The 22,084-nt window shown below is 59.4% G+C and carries 15 protein-coding genes; 13 read left to right on the top strand and 2 right to left on the bottom strand.

From position 1 onward, the window contains the following. Window positions 1-112 precede the first annotated feature (112 nt). The 6 genes from ABIE63_RS04035 (at window position 113) to ABIE63_RS04010 (ending at window position 10,989) form a co-directional block, all read left to right on the top strand. Entirely contained in the window at window positions 113-7,318 is a 7,206-nt protein-coding gene (locus tag ABIE63_RS04035; RefSeq protein WP_354503027.1) for an autotransporter outer membrane beta-barrel domain-containing protein, read from the top strand. Window positions 7,319-7,471: 153 nt separating this feature from the next. Further along, on the top strand, window positions 7,472-7,981 hold the full coding sequence (locus ABIE63_RS04030; RefSeq protein WP_354503025.1) for an invasion associated locus B family protein: 510 nt from the start codon (window positions 7,472-7,474) through the stop codon (window positions 7,979-7,981). 39 nt (window positions 7,982-8,020) lie between these two features. Next, entirely contained in the window at window positions 8,021-8,434 is a 414-nt protein-coding gene (locus tag ABIE63_RS04025) for a hypothetical protein (protein ID WP_183414662.1), read from the top strand. 79 nt (window positions 8,435-8,513) lie between these two features. After that, window positions 8,514-9,164, top strand: coding sequence for a GNAT family protein (locus ABIE63_RS04020; protein WP_354503022.1), 651 nt, complete (start codon window positions 8,514-8,516; stop codon window positions 9,162-9,164). 59 nt (window positions 9,165-9,223) lie between these two features. Beyond that, window positions 9,224-10,681, top strand: a complete 1,458-nt coding sequence (locus ABIE63_RS04015) for a class I adenylate-forming enzyme family protein (RefSeq protein WP_354503020.1) — start codon at window positions 9,224-9,226, stop codon at window positions 10,679-10,681. 41 nt (window positions 10,682-10,722) lie between these two features. Beyond that, entirely contained in the window at window positions 10,723-10,989 is a 267-nt protein-coding gene (locus ABIE63_RS04010; protein ID WP_183414659.1) for an acyl carrier protein, read from the top strand. Window positions 10,990-11,004: 15 nt separating this feature from the next. On the opposite strand, the gene ABIE63_RS04005 is transcribed toward ABIE63_RS04010, so the two are convergent. Further along, complete coding sequence (locus ABIE63_RS04005; RefSeq protein WP_354503018.1) at window positions 11,005-12,237, bottom strand: cytochrome P450; 1,233 nt, start codon at window positions 12,235-12,237, stop codon at window positions 11,005-11,007. Window positions 12,238-12,377: 140 nt separating this feature from the next. On the opposite strand from ABIE63_RS04005, the gene ABIE63_RS04000 reads away from it, so the two are divergent. The 3 genes from ABIE63_RS04000 to ABIE63_RS03990 all read left to right on the top strand — a co-directional run bounded on the left by ABIE63_RS04000 (window position 12,378) and on the right by ABIE63_RS03990 (window position 16,629). Beyond that, window positions 12,378-13,523, top strand: coding sequence for a TIGR03032 family protein (locus ABIE63_RS04000; RefSeq protein ID WP_183414657.1), 1,146 nt, complete (start codon window positions 12,378-12,380; stop codon window positions 13,521-13,523). A gap of 257 nt (window positions 13,524-13,780) precedes the next feature. After that, window positions 13,781-14,782 (top strand): hypothetical protein, encoded by a 1,002-nt coding sequence (locus ABIE63_RS03995; RefSeq protein ID WP_354503015.1) that lies wholly within the window; start codon window positions 13,781-13,783, stop codon window positions 14,780-14,782. Between the two features lie 203 nt (window positions 14,783-14,985). Then, a complete protein-coding gene (locus ABIE63_RS03990; protein WP_354503014.1) occupies window positions 14,986-16,629 on the top strand; it encodes a mucoidy inhibitor MuiA family protein in 1,644 nt (547 codons plus the stop codon). Here the strand turns inward: ABIE63_RS03990 and ABIE63_RS03985 are convergent. After that, window positions 16,626-17,774: a DUF3095 domain-containing protein gene (locus tag ABIE63_RS03985; RefSeq protein ID WP_354503012.1), complete on the bottom strand. Its 1,149-nt coding sequence runs from the start codon at window positions 17,772-17,774 to the stop codon at window positions 16,626-16,628. The genes ABIE63_RS03990 and ABIE63_RS03985 overlap by 4 nt on opposite strands. Before the next feature lie 178 nt (window positions 17,775-17,952). Here ABIE63_RS03985 and ABIE63_RS03980 point away from each other — a divergent pair, with 178 nt between their 5' ends. From ABIE63_RS03980 to ABIE63_RS03965, 4 genes are all read left to right on the top strand, one after another. Further along, window positions 17,953-18,720 (top strand): SDR family oxidoreductase, encoded by a 768-nt coding sequence (locus ABIE63_RS03980; RefSeq protein ID WP_354503010.1) that lies wholly within the window; start codon window positions 17,953-17,955, stop codon window positions 18,718-18,720. A 10-nt stretch (window positions 18,721-18,730) separates the two neighbouring features. Next, entirely contained in the window at window positions 18,731-20,209 is a 1,479-nt protein-coding gene (locus ABIE63_RS03975) for an FAD-dependent oxidoreductase (RefSeq protein ID WP_354503008.1), read from the top strand. 46 nt (window positions 20,210-20,255) lie between these two features. Further along, window positions 20,256-21,026 (top strand): SDR family NAD(P)-dependent oxidoreductase, encoded by a 771-nt coding sequence (locus ABIE63_RS03970; RefSeq protein WP_354503006.1) that lies wholly within the window; start codon window positions 20,256-20,258, stop codon window positions 21,024-21,026. Window positions 21,027-21,100: 74 nt separating this feature from the next. Further along, window positions 21,101-22,066, top strand: a complete 966-nt coding sequence (locus tag ABIE63_RS03965) for a dihydrodipicolinate synthase family protein (RefSeq protein ID WP_354503004.1) — start codon at window positions 21,101-21,103, stop codon at window positions 22,064-22,066. The last annotated feature ends 18 nt before the right edge of the window (window positions 22,067-22,084 follow it).

Here is a 22,084-nt window from a genome sequence, read left to right as displayed (position 1 = left end):
TCGATACAGAATTTAATTCCATAAAGCGGTCAAAATTCGCAAGCAAGTGGTTGCTCTGAATGTAAATTTTCATTAAACAGAACGCAGCCATTTTATTGAGGGGGAGTTTGTCATGTCCGCACGGTCGCAATTTTTATCCGGGTATTTGCTGTCTTCAACTGCGCTGGTCGGTGTAACAGCCGGTGCGTTGGCGCTCTGGACAGCCCAGGTGAACCCGGCTTCTGCGGCCTGTGACATCAGCCTCCCGACAGAGGGTCAGACCGTCACCTGCATTGATGCGGATGTGACGGGTGTCTATGCGGCGGACGACGAGCGCAACATCACGGTGGTGCTTTCCCCCAGCGCCTCCATTGATGCACCTGCGGACGACGGCATCGACCTGAATGGCTCCAGCAATGTGACCCTCAACAGCGGTAGCTCAGTGAATGGCCTGGGCAGCTATGACGCCATCCGCTTCAGCGACGGTGACATCGCGTACAGCGGCTCCTCGACCGTCACCCTGAACGACGCCAGCGCAACCGCACAATACGGCAACGTGCTGGATGTTCAGCTCGGCGCCGGGGTCGGATACACCAAGGGCAGCTACACGGGCGACTCCTTCACCCTGAGCGCCAGCAAGTCGAACCTCTCGAACAATTACTATCCTGGCGGCTACAGCACGGCAGACGCCGTGAAAGTCGATACCGGTGTGTACATCGGTTTTGGTGTGGGCAGCACCACCGAAGCAACCGCAGGCGATATCACCGTCGATTTTTCTGAAACCAAACTCAATAGCTACGGCAATGGCCTGAACCTAAAGAGCATCGGCTATGCCAAGGGTCTGTACGACGCATCGGCTAACGGCGGCACGGTCAGTGTCGAGTTGAGCCAGAACAGCAGCATCAACACCAAATTCTATGGCGCCGGCAAAAATGGCGGCGGAACGGGCATCCTCGTCACCACAGGCGGTGTGGCCAAAACCAAGTACGGTGAGTACGACGACAATTACGCCGGCAGTTACGGCGGGATGATCTCGATCGGATTGGATGCGAGCAGCGTCAGTGCCGAGGATAATGGTATTGCGGCGCAAAGCATCGCCTACGCTAAGGCTGGTGGCGTTGGCAACGATGCGATGGCGGACGGCGGTACGATCGACATCACACTTGCCAACGGCAGTTCGGTTGACGGGCTCGACAGTGGAATCATCGCCGGCAAATATGGCAAGGGTGGCGCGACAGCCTTTTCCAAGGGTGGCGGCGCGACCGCAATCGGAACGGACATTTCGATCGATCTCAGCAATTCATACGCAAGCGGTGCGGACGGAGTCGGAATCGGGGCAGTCAGTGGCGCCTTCGCTTTTAGTTTGGGCGGCGGAATTGTCGACAAGTATTACGGCACCTCCGGCAGCGACGCCGACGCCACGACCGGCAACATAACCATCGGGCTGGACGGCAGCCAGGTGAAGGGGGCCTATGACGGCATCGTGGCAGCCTCCAAAGGGCTTGCGCTGGGTTACTACGCCGATGCAAGCGCCCAGGGCGGCGATATATTGGTCTCGCTCACCAACGAATCGACGGCTACCGGGTATAACGGCAATGGAATTTCCGTTTATTCGAAGAATTACGCGATCAGCAAGGGGTATGCCTATTACGGCCTCTACACCAGCGCGAGCGCGGCCGGCGGCACCATCGATGTTTCACTGACTAATAGCGCTGTTTACGGATCGCAGTCGGGCATCGCGGTCCAAGACTCCGCTTACGCCGTCAACGTTATCGGCGGCGTGTTGGTTGCCCGCGAGGAACCGGGCGGTGGGTCAAGCAGCACAGAATACTCCAGTGCTACGGCAGTAGCTTCGGACGTGACGATCTCGCTGAGTGGCGCGGACGTTGAAGGGTATTACGGCAACGGCATCTCGATCGGCGGCAAGTACGGACCGTCGGCTGTAGCGAAGGTTGAATACGGCAAGGGCGGCGGGATCGGTTCTCGCGCGCCGATCATTGGAAGTTATGGGCCTGTCGCCTATGCCAACGGCGGCAGCGCTACGCTGAATCTGGCGGACGGGACCTCTGTCTATTCGGTGTTCGGTAGCGCTGCGTACCTGGAGCGAGCTGCTTACGCTTACGGATTCTTTGGCACCGCAACCGCACAGGGCGGCGACATCACGGTAAACCTTTCGGGCGGATCCAGCCTCTACTCGATTTATGGCAAAGGACTTGAGACGAAGGCCTACGGCTATGCAAAAGGCAAATATGCCAACGGCCTGGGTGGAAACCTGACGGTAACTCTGACCGAGGGTTCCTCCATCGGCAGCTATTACAGCAGCGGCATTACCGGCGATCTAACGGCCAAATCGCAGGGCAAGTACTCAACCGCCAATGGCGGCAGCTTCACTCTGACCATGGATGATTCATCAATTTACGGAGGCGGCGGCGCGGGAGTTTCGATCAAAGGCGCGGCGAGTGCTGTAAAGAGCTTCGACGCCTACGCGACCGGCGGTACCGTGGACATCTCCCTGGCAAATAAATCTGCAGTCTATGCGCAGTATGACGGGATCGCGGTCGACTTCGATGCTGCTGCTGATGGCTTTGTCTATGCCAATGCCATGGGCGCTTCGGTCACCCTTTCCATGGCTGATAGCGCCGTATACAGCAAGTACGGCAACGGCCTTGAGCTAAAGGCCCAAGCCTATGCCTTCGCTGATTCCAATAAGAAAGGGTCTATCGGCAACGCCTACGCAACGGGTGGGATGCTTGATATCACTCTAACCAACTCCAAGATCGACGCCTATTATGAAGGCGTCTTTGCCGACTTCGATGTGACGGCGAAGTCGGAATACGGCTCGGCCGAGGCCAATGGGCAGACGGTCACCATCGCGGTTAGTGGCAGCAGCATTTATTCTAAATATGCCGACGGCTTCGATATCGAGGGTGATACCGATGCCTATGGCAAGTACGCCATGGCAACGGGCGGTACTTTCGACATTTCGCTGACCAACGGCACCTTTATCGGCGCGCAATATGAGGGCGTCGAGATTGATGCGGATGTTGAAGCGAGCCACGAGTACGGCGCCAGCCAGACAGCCTCGGCGACGGGCGCCACAATCACCCTGTCGATGGATGATTCCACGATCTACGCTTACAACGGAGACGGTCTGCAATTGGAATCCGACGCCGATGCGGACGGCAGTTATGCCTACGCGACCGGCGCCACTGTCAACGTGTCCTTGACCAACGGCTCATACATAAAAGCCAAGTACGACGGCATAGAGTTGGACTTCGATGCAGACGCGAATGGGGAAGGCGACGATGTTGCTGAGGCGACGGGTGCCAACATCATGCTCTCCCTGTTGGATAGCGGCATTTACGCAGGCGAGTACGGCATTCACATCGACGCGGACGCAGACGCCAAGAACGCGGAATATTCGACCGCGACGGGTCCCACGGTTGATATCTCGCTAACTAACTCTTTCATTGGCGCTTACGACGACGACGGTATCTACGCGCAGGTCGGCGCGGATGCAGATAGTAAGAAGAACTCCTATGCCTATGGCGCGACGGTGACGCTTGCTTTGGACGATAGCGGCATTTACTCGTACTACGGTGACGGCATTAATATGAAGGGGAAGACTAAGGCGAGTGGTAGTTATGCCTTGGGCGCGACGGTCGATATTTCCCTGGTGAACGAGTCGAAGGTTAAGGGTTACGGCGACGGCATCGATCTGTCTTTCGAGACGGAGGCCGACGGAACCGTCGCGACGGCAATCGGTGCGACCTTCAACTTCTCAATGGACATGAGCGCGGTTAAGGGCAAGTACAATGACGGCGTTGCCTTCTTTGGTGACGTGACCGCGTCAGGCAAGAACGCCTATGCGACGGGTGCCACGGTAGACCTTACCCTGGCCAACAAATCATTCGTCTATGGCTACGAAGGCGGCATCGAGATTGAAGCCCATGCCTATGCCAAGGCCGGTTACGCCATTGCGACGGGTGGCACCATCACCCTGTCGGCGGCGGATTCAAAGATTGGTGGCAAGTACAACGATGCCATTGAGCTTCATGCCAACGCCGACGCATACGCCAATGGCGCCTATCCCAGCGGCAAGCTTCCGAGCCTGTCCTATGCGCAGGGTGGCTCAGTTGGTATCGATCTGAACAATGCCTTTGTCTTTAGCAAGTACGGCGACGGTATCGATGCCGAGGCCGAGGCTCGCGCCGACGCATCTTACTATTATGGCGGTGCGAACGAGTATGCTGTTGCAAAGGGTGGCACGGTAACCCTGTCGGCAACGAATTCGGTTATCGTCGGTTATTTTGATGCCTTGGATCTAGAAGCCGATGCCGACGCTGGAAACAACTACTATGGCGCAGTCCCAGCCTTCTCGGAAGCGGTCGGCGGCACCGTTACCGCTGATCTGCAGGGCACCTATGTCTTCGGTAAATACGATGGCATCGACCTGGAAGCCGACGCGGATGCATTTGGTGAAAACTATGCACACGCTCAGGGCGGCACGATCGCGCTGACGATGAACAGTAAATCCGTCGCCTACTCCAAAAAGGGTGGGTACTTCGGGGTTAACGCCATCGAGGCCGAAGCCAGTGCGAATGCCGTCAGCGGCAGTAACTATTATTATCCGTACTTCAATTTGGCGAACAAGGTCACCTTGCCTGGCGGGGATGAGTCGGCGCCAGCCGATGCCATCGCCATCGCCGGCACAGTCGATATCAGCCTTGATCAATCGGCGGCTATTGCGAAGGATGGTGGCGGTATCTATGCCGACGTCAGCGCTTATGCCAAGAACAAAGGTTATTATGGCCACACAGCCTTCGCACAAGGCGGCACGGCCACCATCAGCCTGGTAAACGGCTCGGTTGCCAAGGGCGGCTACTATGGCGCGGCCATTGGCGCGAATGCCGATGCCTATGCCGACGGCAAGAGTGGCGGTGTGGCGGAAGGCGGCACCATCTCGCTCGGGGTCACCGACTCCGACGTTTATGGTTACACCGGTATCGATACAACAGCCTTTGCCAGCGCCTTCGCCAGTAAGAGTGGCGGCGTGGCAGAAGCCATGGGCGGGACGATCACGATTGATCTGACCAACAGTTTCGTAGACACCAAATACACGGCAGTTTACGCCAATGCCTCGGCCTATGCTTATGGTGACGGTATTGCACCGGCCAAGGGCGCTTACACCTTGGCCCAGGGTGGCACGGTGACGGTTTCGCTGATTGGCAGCACGGTCAGGACCAATTACGCCGGTGGCCATGGTGTTCATACGCAAAATAATGCCAACGCGGGTGGATACAGTGGTTCCTACTCCGCCTACCTCGGCACCGTGACGGTGAATCTCGACAGTAGCAGCTTGATCCTAGCCTACGGTGCAGGTTCCTATGGTGTCTTCTTCGGAAGCACCTACGGGAATGGGGTGCCAGGCGCAGATTGCGACACCAGTTACAACGCCACCTGCAACACGCTCAATAACCAGGGCACGGTGTACTCAGCCGCGTCCACGGCGGTTGTCGGCAGTGATAATGGGGACCGGGTCAACAACTACGGCACGCTTTCCGGCAGCACGGCTTCGCTCAACATGATGGGCGGCGACGACGTTGTATGGCTGGGAACCGGCACAAGTGTTACCGGCATCATGCTGGGTGGGGATCAGGATACCCTGCCAGGCGACATCGATATCCGTGCGCTGGATGACTCGGCGCTGGGTGATGCGCTCTTCCTGTCCGGCATGGGCAGCCTGGGTGCGGACTCCGATGAGTTCGAAGTCCTCCGCATGGTTGGCGATGTCTGGGAACTGCAGGCCGGTACCAACCAGAACCTGACGGTGGGCGCCACGGTCGAGAGCGGTACGCTCTTCGTCAATGGCACGCTGACCGCGCCGGATACCATTGTCCACCATGGGGCGACCCTTGGCGGCATCGGTACTGTGATGGGCTTCCTGGAGAACAGCGGCACGGTTGCGCCGGGTAACTCCATCGGCACCCTGACCAACGATGGCGATTTCCTCCAGAACAGCGACGGTGTCCTCGAGATCGAATTCACCAGCGCCATCGCGCCGGGACAGGAGGGCGTGGAAAGCGACCTGTTGGTCGTGACCGGCTCCGCTGAGATCAACGGCACGGTCAAGTTCATCAACCTGAGTGGCATGGATGTCGCGGTTGATACAGGTGGCACCCCGATTGTCATCGTCGACAGCGGTGTGAACCCGATTGTCTTCAACGGCACGGTAACAGGCGCACAGTTCGCCCAGGTCATTCCGGGTCAGGAAGACGACTTCGGCTTCGTGTCCTTCGCCAGCACGCCGAACGGTGTCGCCCAGGCCTACATTCCGACCACGTTTGAGGCCTCCGACCTCTTTATTCAGGCTTTGGGTAGCGAGACCAACTCAAACCGCCGAGGTGGCAGCAGCCAGTCGGCAGCCTTGACGGCCAACCAGACGGCCTCACTGGGACTCTCTCCATCGCGGGTCGTGGTGGCGGAAGAAGGCGAAGGCGACTTCTGGGTGCGTCCGCTGGGCCGCTTCGGTGACCGGGATACCCGCGACGGTATCTTCGGCTACGACTACAAGATCGGTGGCGTCGCGGCTGGTGCGAGCACCTTCGTGTCGAAGGACCTGGTGATCGGCGGCGCGCTCGGCTTCACCCACAGTGAAACCGATAAGAACGTGGTCGGTGGGACAGACGACATGGATGCCTTCTACCTTGGCTTCTATGCCGACTACACCATGGACAACAACGCCTTCTTGAACTTCTCGACAGCGATTGCCTACAACGACTACTCGCTGGAGCGTATGGTTCTGGTCAACAACGTGGCGACCAAGGGCGAGGGCGATCCCTACGGTATCTCCTTCGACGCCCGTGTCGGGGTTGGCATGGAGTATGACCTGGGCGGCGGTCTGTTGGTGCGTCCCACCGCATCGACGACCTACTTGATGGCCTACGTTGACGACTACACTGAATCGGGCCTCGGCCAGTTCAACATGGATGTCGACAGCGAAACCTATCAGGAGCTGCGTAACGCCATCGGCGTCGAGTTCGAGAAGGGTATCGATACCCGCCTCGGCGGCGAGCAAGCCACGATTATTCCCTCCTTCAAGGTCGGTGTGACGCACACCATTCCTCTGGATGATCGGGAAGGCACGGCAAGCTTCGTCGGCTTCGGCAACAGCTTTGCGGTTACCGGCGACGACCAGGACGACGTCTATCTGTCCGTCGGCACCGGCTTCAGCATGGCCATTGGCGAAAACACAACCGCCTTCATCGGATATGATGGTGACTTTAACGAGGACAACAGACGGCATACGGTTAACGGTGGCTTCCGCATCACTTGGTAACCGGATTTACAGGATTGGCGCCGGGGCTTTCGTAGTCCCGGCGTTTCCTGTCTCTGGCCTCGCGTGCGTTCCGCGTTCTTCTGGCCGTCTGTCTGGCCCCGATCACAGCGACCAAGCGACCCCTCAATTCAATATCAGCAATGGTGACACTCGATGCGCACGCGCCTAGCCGGACTATTTGCAATCCTTGCCCTTCCAATCCTGTTGGGGGGCATTTCTTTTAAGGCCGAGGCGCAGAATGCCGACGCAACCGTAGAGACCTCCCGTTTCGACGATTGGATATTGCGTTGCGTCAAGACAGAAACGGTTTCTTGCCAATTGTCTCAGCAGGGTTACATGGAACAGAATGGCAAGAAGGTGAAGGTCCTCACCATCACGGCCGATCCCGAGCGTCTGCGGATCGGTACGCCGTTGGGATTTGACCTGACCAAGGGCATGATGCTCCGTGCCGGTAATTTCGAACGCGTGGTGGCTTACCGTGTGTGCACAAAAACCGGCTGTGCCGGCGGGACGCCTCTTGATGAGGAATTGGTGAGGGCCTTTCGCAAGGCGGAGAATGCTGAGATCATTCTGACGAGCTTGGAGGAGAAGACCGTTACCATGACGGTGTCCCTGAGCGGCTTTACCAACGCCCATCGCGAGATGATGACCGCCCATCAATGAACCGGCATAGAAACTAGAGAAAAGGCAGATCGACCAACTATGCAGCACATGCAGTTTCCAAGACCGGCATTCGCTCTGGGACTAGCCGCATCGTTTCTTGCCACGCGCCGCCCTTTTTCGGTTCAGCCGACGCAGCAATTCATCGGAACGCTTCTGGGGCAAATCGAACGTAAGCATTACCTGATCAGCCTGGAAGACCAGAAAGTGGTCGGATTTCTTGGCTGGGGCCTCTGCTCTATGGAGGTCGCCGAAGCCTGGGCAAATGCGGAGAAAACCCCAACCTTTGCAGAATGCAACGGTGGGGACACAGTTCTTTTGTTCAGCGTGGCGGCCGCGAGCGCCAAGGTGGTTCGAGCCCAACGCAAGGCGCTGAAGGAACGTTACCCTGATTACCCCTTGATCGGCCGCAGGGTAAAGAACGGCAAGGCACGCCCGCTGCGGGTCAAGGTTTGATTACGGGAGCAGGCGTTTCGGTCGTCCACTAAACGCAACGGTAGAGCACCCGCCCCCCAACTGAGAGCGAGATAAGCAGATGGATGAGAAGACTGAAGACACCTACACCAAACTGTTCACGCAGCCTTCTCCAGATCGTCCCTTTCGGTTTGAAACAAAGCGCTTCATCGTACGGCCGATGCGACCGGCCGATGTCAACGCGCGCTATGTAAGTTGGTGGAACGACGAGGAAACCCAGCTCGGCAACAACCGCAAGCCGCAGAGTTGGACGCACGAGCGCGCGGTCAAGCATATCCACTGGTTCGACAACAAGAACAACTTTCATTTCGGCATCTTCGTCAAGGAGTCCAAAGAGCTCATCGGCTTCATGAGTTTGCTGACGAACAAGGAATCAGCCATCGCCAAATCCAATGTCGTTCTGGACCGCAGCTATTGGGGTAAGAACGTCGTCCCGGAAGTTCGGGCGGTCCTGGTGGAGTTGGCGTTCAAACGGATGAAGATGGTGAAGTTCAAAGGCCTCGTGATCGGCCGCAACTATCCCTCCATTTTCAACTATCTGACGATGGGTTTTACCTGCGAGGGCGTGCAGCGGAGCGACGTCCCCTTTGTTGGCGGCGGCCGGGCCGATGTCTACCATTTCGCGTTGTTTCCCGAAGAATGGGAAGCTCGAAAGAAGAAGGGGAGCGCGGCGCAGAAGAAAACGCCCGGTGTTAGCAAGAAGAAGGCATGACACCTGCTTTTCTCCGTTTGTCTTGTCTCCAAAATACCAAAGTCGAGGTTCGGTAACCCATGCTGCTCAGTCGTTCCCTAGGTGAGATCAAAGACGTACGCAGTGGTGAAGTCTGGACAGCCGATGACTTGCGTGCCGGCATGGCTCGATGCCGCGCGGTGTTCCAGGCCGCCGGGGTGGGCGCTGGCGACAACGTTGTAATCGGACACGGTGGCACGGCGCGGTTTTTTTCGGAGCTTTTCGCGGTCTGGTCACTCCGCGCCACGGCGGTCTGTACGAACCCTTCCTTGACGCGCAATGAAGTAGAGCACGTGCTTGCTTTCGTGGAGCCAAAGGTAATGAGCCGCACGCCGTTGGAGGAGGGCTCTAGCGAGATCGGCGGCGTGCCACTGCTGGACCTATGGGGTGATACAGAGATCACAGCGGACCCCGTGGCGGAGACGGATCTTTTGCCCGATGAGGATTGGCCGGCCCTGATTCTCTTTACTTCCGGTACAACGGGTACACCCAAGGGTGTCGTCCATAGCGCGGCGACCCTGCGCGCACGGCTTCGCCTCAACCTCGAGCATCTGAGCGTCGACGAGCTAAAGCACAGCCTTTGCGTTTTGCCGACGCACTTCGGGCATGGCCTGATCGGTAACTGCCTGACGCCCTTGGCGGCGGGATGTCGGCTGCTTTTGTATTGTAATCCCGGCGTTGACGGCGCAGCGCGCCTTGCGTCCCACATCGATGCCGAGGCGGTGACCTTCATGAGTTCGGTTCCGTCCTTCTGGAAGGTTGCCCTGCGGGCCGGGCCGCCACCCGTGAAGGCAAGCTTGAAACGCGTACACGTCGGTTCGGCGCCGCTCGCAGCCGATCTGTGGCAAGCCATCGAAGCCTGGACCGGCGGCGCCGCGGTCTGGAACCTCTATGGCCTGACTGAAACAGCCAACTGGACGGCGGGCGCGGGACCGGAGGCCGGACAGCGTCAAGATGGCTTGGTTGGTAGCATGTGGGGCGGAGAAGCCGCCGTCTTGAGCGCCGAGGGAGAGGTCTTGAAGGTCGGGGAAGGTGAGGTCTTGTTGAAGACGCCATCCTTGATGGTGGGGTACTACAAGCGTCCGGACCTGACTGCCGAGGTAATCCAGGATGGGTGGTACCGAACGGGCGATCATGGTCGGATCGACGAAGATGGTGTCGTTCAATTGGTTGGCCGGCGTAAGAACGAGATCAACCGCGCGGGCATGAAAGTGCTGCCAGAGGAGATAGACCTGTTGTTGGAACGGCACCCGGACGTTCTGGAGGCCTGTGCGTTTGGCCTGCCGGACCCTATCAGCGGCGAGACGGTTGCGGTGGCCGTGCGTCTGGGTGACGCGGCGGAGGCCACGCCCCAGACTCTCAAGCGCTGGTGCACCGATTACATCCGTCAGGAATGCATCCCGGAGCGGTGGTTCGTTGTCGGAGAGATCCCGAAAACAGACCGGGGTAAGATCAATCGCGATATCGTGCGGGAAGCCTGCCTTGCCTCAAAGGGGTAGCACAGGAGTGACCGAGGCTGCGGCAAGAGGAGAACGATGCCTTGAAGAGTAAAAATCAGATAGTGGCCGCCAAAGCCTTTTTGGCAGAAGCGCTCAACGTGGCACCAGAAGAGCTGGCGGATGATATCCAGGTCGGTGAAACCCAGGAATGGGATAGCCTCGGGCATATGCGGCTGCTCCTGGCCATCGAAGAACGTCTTGGCAAGCAGCTACCCGCAGCCTGGGTCGTGGCCATTCGGAATCTTGAAGATATCGCAGCGCTGCTTAAGGACGGGACGCTGCCGGAAGGTCGCATTCCTAGCTGGTAAGCCTACTCGCGCCGCCTATCGGCGGGTCATGGTGATGTCATCCCAGCCCGTTGGCCGCAGCGTCAATGCATAATCGAAGGGCGGGTCGCGGTCGGGCATCTCCAGGCGAAGCTGCTCCAGCATCACCTTCGTTGCCTCCTCAACTTCCAACATGGCCAGGCGCGCGCCGCCGCATTTTCGGGGTCCCGCGAAAAAGGGGATGAACGCCTTTCGGTTCACGGTTTTCTCGGTGAACTCCGGTCGGTCCGGCCAAAACCGCAGCGGGTCGGTCCAATAGCGTTCTTTTCGATGAAGACCGGCAATCGAAAATACGATCGTGTGACCCGGATCGATCGCCATTCCACCAAGGTCTACTTGCCTGGACGTGGCGCGGGTGACGAACGGTAGGGGCGGCCTCATGCGCATTGTTTCATGGGCGAAAGCCAAGGCTCTATCGTCACCCTTTTCACTGCCCAGGCCGTTGGCAAGTTCCTCCTGCAATGCCGGTCGGCGGGCCAGCTCATGGGCAACCCACGAGAGGCTGGATACCGTGGTCTCGATTCCAGCGAGGAAGGCCATGAAGAACTCATGGCGTCCGACGAAGTTGGCAATGCTATCGCCAACCTGCTCTTCGAACGCGCTCATCAGGAGCGTCACGCCGGGCGCCGCTTCGGCAATCATGCGTACATTGTTGTCGAGTTGTCTGGCCGCGGCCTCCAGCGCCGCCGGGTTTTCCAGGCGGTCGGGTCGCCATGAAAAATACTGTAGATATCGTGAGAGGCTGCGAAAGCTCGACATCAACCTCCGCGAGCCTGCCATATCCATCTCCACGTTCAACGATTTGAAGAAAATGTCGATGGCGCCGGTCTGAAGGGCGTCGAACAGGCTCCAGGGCCGGTCCGGATCCACGATTTCCTCAAGGCGGCGTGCATAGGTTCTGTGAACGCGCGCGCGATTGCTGCTGCGCCCGGCCTGGGAGAAGAACTTCTGAGTCAGCCCGCGCCGAATCTCCCACTCCCGACCGTTCGTATTGAAGCGATTGCGCCCAAGAAGCTTGAGGAGGTTGTACTCCTTGATAAAGGCGTCGGAATTCATGGCTGCTTCGTGAATGAGCTCCGCATCGTCGAGTGTGATCAAGGATCTCAAGTTGCAAAGGTCCTGCGCCCCCGATTGCTTGTCCGCCAGGTCAAATATTTCGGACGTGAGCCCGTTGAGGAACGCAAGCGCCTCCTCGGATTTGTCCGTCTTTTGCTGGCGTATACTTTGCATGATGGATCCAAAAAAGTTCGCGGGTGGCCAGAATTTCCTGATTAAAAGACCATAGGCTGAGATTGGCCTTCAAGGCTTGATTGTTCTAGATTACAACTTGGTGCAGTAATTGAACGTGAAATCGAAGAATCGGGGGGCTTATGGCCGACGGCGCGACAACGGATAAGGTGGTTGATTCAAAGGCTGACGAGAACAAATCAAGCAACGAGTCCGTGTTGCTGGTTGGCGATAGTTCCAACAAGGAGCCGGTCAAGCCCTGGCATCTCACGACCTCCGCGCATTTGCATCAATGGTTGAGCCGTGTCGGCGCTTCCATTGCTTTCACGACCTACGAGGCCGGGAAGCTTGTGTTGCTGGCCCCGGGACGGGAAGGCAAGTTGGTCGTCTCGGATCGCGACTTCGGTCAGGCCATGGCGCTCAACCTAACCAACGACGGGTTCCTGCTGTCCAGTGCGGCGCAGGTGTGGCGGTTCCAGAATGGGTTGGAACGGGGCGCCATTTACGAGGGATGGGACCATGTTTTCCTGCCGCGCAAATCCCACGTGACCGGCGCGGTCGATGTGCATGACGTCGCGATCGACAACCAGGGGCGATTGTTGGCGGTCGTCACCGGGTACAACTGCGTTGCCGAGCTGGAGAACAGCGGCAATTTCGCCCCGATTTGGAAGCCCCCCTTCATCGACAAGATTGTTGGCGAGGATCGCTGCCACCTGAACGGCTTCTGCCTTGAGAAGGGTGAGCTTGCCTATGTCACGGTCATCGCGCCGACCAATAAGCAGGGCGCGTGGCGCGAGCATCGCGCCGATGGCGGCCAGGTCATCGATGTGCGGACCAACGAGGTCATCGCCAAGGGGTTGGCGATGCCGCATTCGCCGCGCCTGCATGAAGGACGCCTTTGGATAACCGAGGCCGGCACCGGCTGGATGGGCTGGATTGATCGCAAGAACGGTGAGTTCAAGCGCATGGTTTGGTGCCCGGGCTTTGTTCGCGGGCTTCGCCTTGCCAACAACGTGGCACTGGTCGGTGTCTCCAAGCCGCGCAACAAGGTCTTCACCGGATTACCGCTCGATGACGAGTTGAAAAAGCGCGCCTGTGACCCGGAGTGCGCGGTCTACGTCATCAATATCGCGACCAAGGAAGTGGTCCACAAACTCCAGATCACCGGGTCGGTGGAAGAGCTTTACGACGTGGCCTTCCTGCCCGGCGTGCGGCAGCCGCTGCTTGTCGGATTACAGGGTAAGGAGATCGCACGCCTCGTGCGTGTTGGCAAAAACACAACCGGCTAACCTCCAATGGTTACTACGAGGGAGTGCGCGCCATCCGGTGCGTAGATTCAGAGGGTGTTTCGCTGATTCGTGTCTAGCTACTTTGCTTCAGGCCGAACAGCGCGCATCCGATTCCAGCGTATAACCTGAACCCACGTGTCAAGAATCCTCCGGAATGTCTTAATATTGTAATATTAAATCAATTTTAATATTAATTTTCGTAATAAAGCGTCTCCTTCTTTATAATTCTACAAAGAAAAATACAAAGGGAGGCGGATATGCGTTTTGGATTTTTTCTCACTGTAGCTCTTGTCGTCAGTCTCGGTGTTGGCCTAGCAGCCGTGGATCGGGCGCAAGCCCAACTGGCCACGGATCTGGTTTGCAACGGCTGCGTGGATTCGACGGACGTTCAAGATGGCTCGCTGGGTCCGCAGGACCTGATCCCCGGTTCGATCAACACCACGACCATCGCCAATACCTCGATCACCGGCAATAAGATCTCCGGCGGGGCCGTCACCGGCGCCAAGATCGCGAACGGTACCATCAGCCCGTTGAAACTCATACCGGGTTCGATCAACACCTCGACGCTGGCCACCAACTCGATCACCAGCAACAAGATCAACAACGGCGCCGTTTTGCTGGAGGATTTGAACGCGGAGGTCGTGGGCAAGCTGGAACCGGTCAACGTCGTCGTCGTGGGCGCCGATGGCACGGCGACGGAGAACTGCACGGCGCTGCGTAACGCAATTGCGGGAATCTCCGATGCGTCGGTCAGCAATGGCTATCTGGTCAGGGTGGGCCCTGGAGACTTCGACTGCGGTGGCAACGAAGTGGTGATGAAGCCCTTCGTCGATGTCGAGGGCTCGGGTCAGAACGTGACCTTGATCCGTGGCGTGAATACCCTTGATGCCGCCGCGATCGTTTTCCTTGCGGACAACAGCGAGCTTCGGCATGCGACTGTCCAGAACAACGGTGGGTCCAGCTTTCCACATGCGATCCGTAAAAGCACGGGTATTGGGCGGGTTTCCGATTTGCAGTTGATAGGATTTGCTGCGGAACTGATAAGCTGTCTCGGAGGCGGGCGCGTTATCGTTCGGGATTCACATCTAATCACCCCGGGTAACGCCACAGCCTATTGCGCATCTGCCGTTACAATTATCGGCGGTGAGGTAGATGTTACGGGCACTTTCGAAGGCTTCAATTCATCCGGGTCACTCTGCACCGCGACCGTGGACGAAGCGGGCGCTCTGCTCAGCAATAGCTGTGGTCCTCTACTCTGAGCCTTTGGTCCAGAAAGGGTAGGTCCTAGAATCTACAACCACCCCCGTCCGACGGCGGGGGTGGTTCTCGTTGCTTCAATCGCATAGACGAACCGGCCCTATTTTGGCCCCATACGGGCCTTTTTGCTGACGGATTCCCATAAGACCCTCTTCTTGTCGCAACAGGAGTTGCGGTGCCGGGGGAGTTTCAGGGAGACGCCGTCATGCAGACCACCAGGATTTTCAGCGCCGCATTTTTCATGGCCGTGGCAACGCCCTTCGTGGCGGATGCCAAGATGGCCGTTGAACTCAGCCAGGCCCCCATCGATTCGGTCACGGTTTATCCGCAGGGTGCGCGTATCGAGCGCCGCCTGGCGCTGGCCATGTCGGTCGGATCGGATACGTTGGAGCTATCGGGCCTGACCGCCGCCCTCGACCCCGGCAGCATCCGTGTCGCCACGACGAACGGCGGGCTGCGGATCGCCTCGGTCGAGAGCCGCCTTGCCTACAGCACGCTTGCGCCGCGCGCCGAGGTGCGCCGCCTGGAGGCCGATATCGAGGCGCTGCAGGACGAAAGAACGATGCTGGAGGACCGCTTGCGGGTCGCCGACCGGCAGCTCGATCTGGTCGGCGCGTTGATCGATGCTGCCGCCAGCAGCGAGGATGCAGAAACCACCGTGCCGCGTTCGGCGGATCATTGGCGGCAGATGCTGACCCTGATCGGCGAGGGGTCCGAGGCGGCCTACGCCCGCCAGCGCGAGGCCCGCAAGGCTCTGCGCGGCTTGATCCGTCGGCTGGAGACGACGCAACAGGAACTGGCGGCCCTGCAAACGCCGGGCCGGGAGACCTACAGTCTGGTCCTGGCGCTGGAGGCCAGTGAGGCCGGATCGGCCGAGATCAACCTTTCCTATCAGGTACAGGCGGCCCAGTGGCGGCCGCTCTATGATGCGCGCCTCGACACCAGCGAGGGTAAGTTGGCGCTGACCCAGCTTGCTGAAGTGACCCAGAACAGCGGTGAGGATTGGTCGCAGGTGGCGCTGACGCTTTCGACCACGCGGCCCCGCCAGATGGGCGCTTTGCCGAATCTGGGCCCCTGGTTCCTCGACCTATACGATCCACGCCGCCGCGCGTCCATGGCACAGGATAAATTGGCCGAGGCCCCGGCGGCGGAGTCGGAATCTTTGCGTAAGAATGAGCTGGCGGATGCCGCCGGCGCTGGCTGGGAAGCACAGATTGTCGCCAGCGAGTTCGCCGCCGAATGGCGGGTGCCGGGCCGGGCCAATCTGCCCGCCGACGGCGCGGCCCACAAGCTGCGCCTGGAGGAACGGGGCTTCGAGGTGGCGCTTAGCGCCAAGATCATGCCGAAGGTCTCGCCGGTTGCCTATCTGGTGGGCGAACTGGACTACGACGGCGAAGCGCCGTTGCTTCCGGGTGAAGTCTCGATCTACCGGGACGGCGCCTTCGTCGGGCGCCAGAGTTTCGGGCTGTTACGCCCTTCCGAAACCCGCGAGATCGCCTTCGGGCTGGATGATCGCATCGCCGTCGAGTACCGGCTGGTGACCGGCGAGGTTGCGAGCGCCGGGATCATCGCCAATGACCGCAAGGAAAGCAGGCTCTACGCAATAAAGGTGCAGAACCATCACGCCCGGCCCATTGCGATATCGGTGCTCGATCAGTTGCCGGTTTCCCGCCACGAGGAAATCGAGGTGGCGTTGTTGGACGAAAGCACCACGCCCAGCGAATTCGATGTGGAAGAGCGCAAGGGCGTGCTTGCCTGGCGCTGGAATGCGGAACCCGGCGAAGTGAAGGACCTGCGATTCGGTTACAGCATCCGCTTCCCTGAAAACATGGCGGTCGTCGGTCTCTAGGCGTTGCCCGCCGAATGGGCGGCTCGGTCCAGGTTCCGGGCCGCCGCGGTGTAACCGCCGTCAATGCCGTCCAGAAAGTGGAAATGGCGGTTGGTGTAAATAGAGGGAACGATGCAGGTCATGATCGCCGCATCCTGCGTATGTTGTCCGAATTGCAGGATGCCTCGGTCACGCTCCCGGCCAAGCAGCACGTCAATCTCTGCCTGGGTTTCCCGGCTGCAGTCCAGGGTCATGCGCAGCCCGTCCTCGAACTTCCGATAATCGGAGTTCATCATGGTGTAGCGGCGATAGACGGTCGGGTCGAATTCACCGAGATTCCATCCGGTGCGCCCTAGTATCCACGCGAGGCAGCCGACGAGCCACAGTCGGATTTTTCGCGCCGCGAGACTGCCTTCCTCCGAGGTCAGCGCCTCCAAGGTCACACCGCGGGGCGGCCAGGCGAACTGCGCGCCTGTCGCCGGAATAGGGTGGCCGTCGCGCTCAAGCTTGTTCACCAGAGCCAGCAGCCTGTCCACGGCGACCGAGAACTCCTCCCAAGCGGTTTCGGGTTGCTTTTTGACGATCAACGAGAGGATCACACCCTTGCGGCTGGGCGATGGCGCCCAACGACAGGAAAGGCCAGTCAAATCCGCAAAGGTTGGATCGTCTTCCCGGCTCAGATGAAAACGGCCGACCTTCATTGCCTCGGCCGCCCAGTCCGCGCCGCCACCCGAAAACATGGCATAACTGACGGCATCAGAGGGGGCGAAGCGGGCGACCGCGACCTGGTGCCCGCTCAGGCGGACCTCCGATACAGGCACCAGAGCGGCGCGCAGTTCCAGACCCAGTTTCTGTTCTACCCAATGGCGCGTACCCCGCAGGGCGGCAGCCAAGGCCTCGGCGTCGTCTCCCGGCACCGCGATCAGAGCGCCATCACCGCCAAAGGAATAGGGAAAACTTTTCCCCGACAGGGCGTTCATGGCCGCCGATATGGCGGCCGCACCAGCCATGTTGACGGCTTTATAGCGCCCTGCCGCAATGGCGCCGGTCGAATCGACCACATCCGTCAGACCGAGCACCCAGTCGTCGGGCAGAGCGGTATAAACCTTTCCGTCGCAAAGCTGCCGGAAGTCGGTGAAGGGCTTGATCTCCTCGAAGCTGAACATGGAACCTCCCGCTATCGTCCCGCAGTATGCACGGCTTCTCCCTAGGTAAGATGGTGCGAATTTTGACGATGGCAAAACCACGTTGCCACTTGACGGTTTTTGAGTCACAAGATTATACTTACATGTAAGTCAGTATTGCCACTAGAACCACATTAGCCGCCTTTTGAAAGGATCCGCCATGCCGGGACGCTTGCAGGACAAAATTGCCATTATTACCGGTGCAGGCTCTGGAATCGGCCATCGCACGGCCTTGACCTTTGCACGCGAGGGCGCGGTGGTGATTGCGGCGGACAAGAACGCCGAAGCCGCCGAAACAGTGGCAGCCGAAGTGCGCGCGGCTGGCGGAACGGCGGAATCCTGTAGTGTGAATGTCGCCAAGTCCGATGAAGTCAGGGCCATGATAGACGGTGTCGTGCAGCGGCACGGACGTCTGGACATCCTGGTAAACAACGCCGGTTACGGGATCGCGGGCAACGTGGTGGAAACCAGCGAGGAAGATTGGGACGCGATCATGGCGGTGAACGTCAAGGGCGTCTTCCTCGGCTGTAAGTATGCCGTGCCGGTGATGGAGAAACAGGGCGGCGGCGTGATTGTCAACACAGCCTCGACCACGGCCAAGGTTGGCATTCCCGACCGTGCGGCCTACTGCGCCACGAAGGGCGCGGTAGCCTCCTTGACCCGAGCCATGGCGATCGACCATGTCGCTGCTGGCATCCGGGTGAACTGTGTTGCGCCGGGCACCATTGAGTCGCCCTACTTCAACGAGATTTTTGCCAAGAGCCCGGATGCGGCACAGCTGCGCGCCAAACTGGAGGCTCGCCAAGTGATGAACCGCCTCGGCCAGCCGCAGGAGATCGCCAACGCGATTCTGTTCCTGGCCAGCGACGAGGCCTCGTTCTGCACGGGTTCCACCATGCTGGTGGACGGTGGCTGGACGGCGAAGTAAGGCCAACATCATGCCAAAAAACACCTTCGATGTGGTCGTTGTGGGCGGCGGTGGTTCCGGACTCACGGCGGCATTGACGGCGGGCCGCCTGGGCCGCGAGGTCGTGCTGTTGGAAAAAAACCCCGCGCTTGGCGGGACTACCGGCTTGTCGGTGGGCTCGATCTCTTGCAACTCCACGCCACAGCAAAAAGCGGCGGGCATCAGTGATTCGCCCGATGAGCATTTCGAGGACATGGGTAAGTTCGCCGGGGCGCTTGAGCCGCGCGACAATCTTGATTTGCGGCGGCTTTACGTTGAGAACGTACCCGAAGCCTTCCGTTTTTTGATGGACCTCGGCATTGAATTCATGGGGCCGGTTCCAGAGCCGCCCCATCGCTATCCGCGGCTCCACAATATTGTCCCGCATTCGCGCGGTTATATTTACCGGCTGGTCAAGCACTGCCGTCGGGAAGGGGTGGAGATAAGAACCAACGCCCCGGTCGTTGAACTGCTGCGCGATGGAGATCGTGTCACGGGTGTTCGGCTGGCTGACGGAACGGAGATCAAAGCGCGCCGCGGGGTTGTGTTAGCCAGCGGCGACTACAGTTCGGCGGATGGTGCGCTGAAATCGGAGTTCCTGCCGGAAGCGCTGTGCGATGTTGAGGGAATCAATACCACCAGTACCGGTGACGGACAGCGTCTGGGACGTGACGCCGGCAGCGAAGTGCTCAATCCCGATCTGGCCTGGGGCCCGGAGATGCGCTTCATCGCGCCGCCGAAGCCCAGCATCATCACGCGAATTCCGCCGATCCGCCCCTTTGCACGCCTTGTGAACTGGGCGATCAAGAATTTGCCGCAACCTATTCTGCGTCCCTTCCTGATGTCTTTCGTGACAACCTTTCTGGCGCCCTCGCACGGGCTATTCAAGGAAGGCGCACTGCTGGTCAATAGCGAGGGGAAACGTTTCTGTGACGAGCGGGACGGACCGCAACACACGGTCTCCGCCCAGCCCGGCAGAACGGCCTATATCCTGATGGACGACGCGATGGCGCGCAAGTTCACGGCCTGGCCGCATTACATCTCGACGGCGCCAGGCGTGGCCTACGCTTACCTGCCTGACTATCAGCGCAACCGAAAGGACATCTGCTTCAAGGCGGCAACCGTTGCAGCGCTTGCGGCGAAGGTAAATCTGCCCGCAAAAGCTCTCCAGGAAACCCTGGACCAGGCCAACGCGGAAGCAAGAGACAGCGGACGGGCACCGCTCTCGGAGGGTCCATTCTATCTATTGGGGCCCCTGAAGTCCTGGATCTGCTTCACGGAAGGCGGATTGAAGGTCGACAAAACACTGCAGGTACTGCGTGGCGACGGCTCTCCCATAACGGGACTTTTTGCGGCCGGATCCACGGGGCAGGGCGGTCTGCTGCTCGAAGGTCACGGGCATCATCTTGGGTGGGCTGTAACCTCGGGTCGCATCGCAGGGCGCTCCGCCGCATTCCAGACTGTCGTTTGACAAGCACTAGCTGGCCGGAAAGGCCGATGAGGGAGAAAGAAGGCTCATGTACGAACTGAAAGGCAAGAAGGTCGTTATCACGGGCGGCGCGGCGGGCATCGGACGTTCCATCGCGTTGCGGATGGGCCAGGAGGGCTGTGATGTCGGGCTTTTCGACGTCGATGGCACGGGTGCGGAGGCAACCGCCGCCAAAATCCGGGACTTGGGATGCAAGGCGGCCGCGGTGACCGGCGATGTCGGTGACAAGACCTCGGTCGAGGCAGGCATGAAAACACTGGTCGAGACGCTGGGCGGCGTTGATCTGTTGGTCAATAATGCCGGTATCCTGCGCATGGGCCAGTTGCTTGAGATGAGTGAGAAAGACTGGGCTGACACTTGGCGTATCAACGTCGATGGCATTTTCCACTGCACGCGTGCCGTGGTTCCGCATATGGTCGCTCAGGGGCACGGCAATGTCGTTAACATGTCGTCTTGGATGGGCAAAAAGGGTGTGGCCAGCTACGGGGCCTACTGCGCCAGCAAGTTTGCCGTTGTTGCCCTGACACAGAGCCTGGCCCACGAGTTAGCCGGTAAGGGAATCCGGGTCAACTCCGTTTGCCCGGGGTTGATCGTCGACACCAAGATGCGTGAAGAGGCCGAGGAAGATCTGGCGCGTCGCGGCCTGCCGCTCGCCAACCAGCGCCTGCACACCATCCCCTTGGGACGTACGGGCCTGCCCGATGATATTGCGCGGGTCGTCGCTTTCCTTGCTTCGGATGAAGCCGCCTATATGACGGGGCAAGCCATCAACGTGACGGGCGGTCTTTGGATGAATTGATCGGGTCGATGACCCATGCCACTCGGGCTGCACGCGCGAGTATGCGATAATGAGGTACGAAAGGAGATTGCACGATGGGACGCTTCAAGGACTTTGAACCCAAGGGGGTGATTCCGGCGACTTTGTTGGCGCTCAACGAAGACTACTCGATCGATGAGAAGAGCACGCGCCGTCATCTGGCGGACTGTGCCCTGGTCGAGGGTGTCGCCGCCGCAACGGTCAACGGCCATGCATCGGAAGTACATGCCTGCACCTTCGAAGAGCAGAAGCGAATTCTCGAGATTTCGCTCGAGGAGGTCGGGGATAAGGTGCCGCTGGTGAATGGTGTATATGCGGACGGCAGCCATGAGGCGGCGCGAATCGCCAAGATGTCCGATGCCGCCGGCGCTTCCTGTTTGCTGGTGTTCCCGCCGCAGAGCCTGGGCATGGGCGGCGTGGAGCGTCCGGAATCGATCCTGACACACTTCAAGATGATTGCCGAGGTGACCGATCTCCCGATCATCGCCTTCCGTTATCCGGTGTCCTCGGGGCTAGCCTACCCCTATGAGTCCTTATTGCAGTTGTTCGAGGAGGTGCCGACGGTCCGCGCCATCAAGGACTGGTGCAACGATCCCATGTTGCACGAGCGGCATATCCGGACCTTCCAGTCGTTGGATCGGCCGGTCAACGTCCTGACGACGCACAGCGCTTGGTTGATGGCGTCGTTGACCATGGGCGCGAACGGACTGCTGTCCGGTGCGGGAAGTGTCATCGCCGACCTGCAGGTCGCGCTCTTCCGGGCGATCAAGGGGGGCGACTTGCCGGCGGCACAAGCACTCAACGACCGCATCTATCCGTTGGTTCAGGCTTTCTACGCGGCGCCTTTCGTGGATATGCACAATCGCATGAAGGAATGCCTCGTGATGCTCGGGCGTCTGGAGCAGGCCGTCATGCGGCCGCCCCTGATGAAGCTGCATCAGCAAGAACTGGATCGCCTTCGGGCGGCTCTGGAAGAGTCCGGCCTGTTGAACCGCGGCGCTGCGCGCAGCGTCGCAGAATAAAAGCTGCGGAAAAATTAG

Source organism: Limibacillus sp. MBR-115, assembly GCF_040549425.1.
Classification (GTDB): domain Bacteria; phylum Pseudomonadota; class Alphaproteobacteria; order Kiloniellales; family CECT-8803; genus Limibacillus; species Limibacillus halophilus.
Note: the sequence above shows the minus strand (reverse complement) of the source record. Positions and strands in the feature narration are given on the sequence as shown.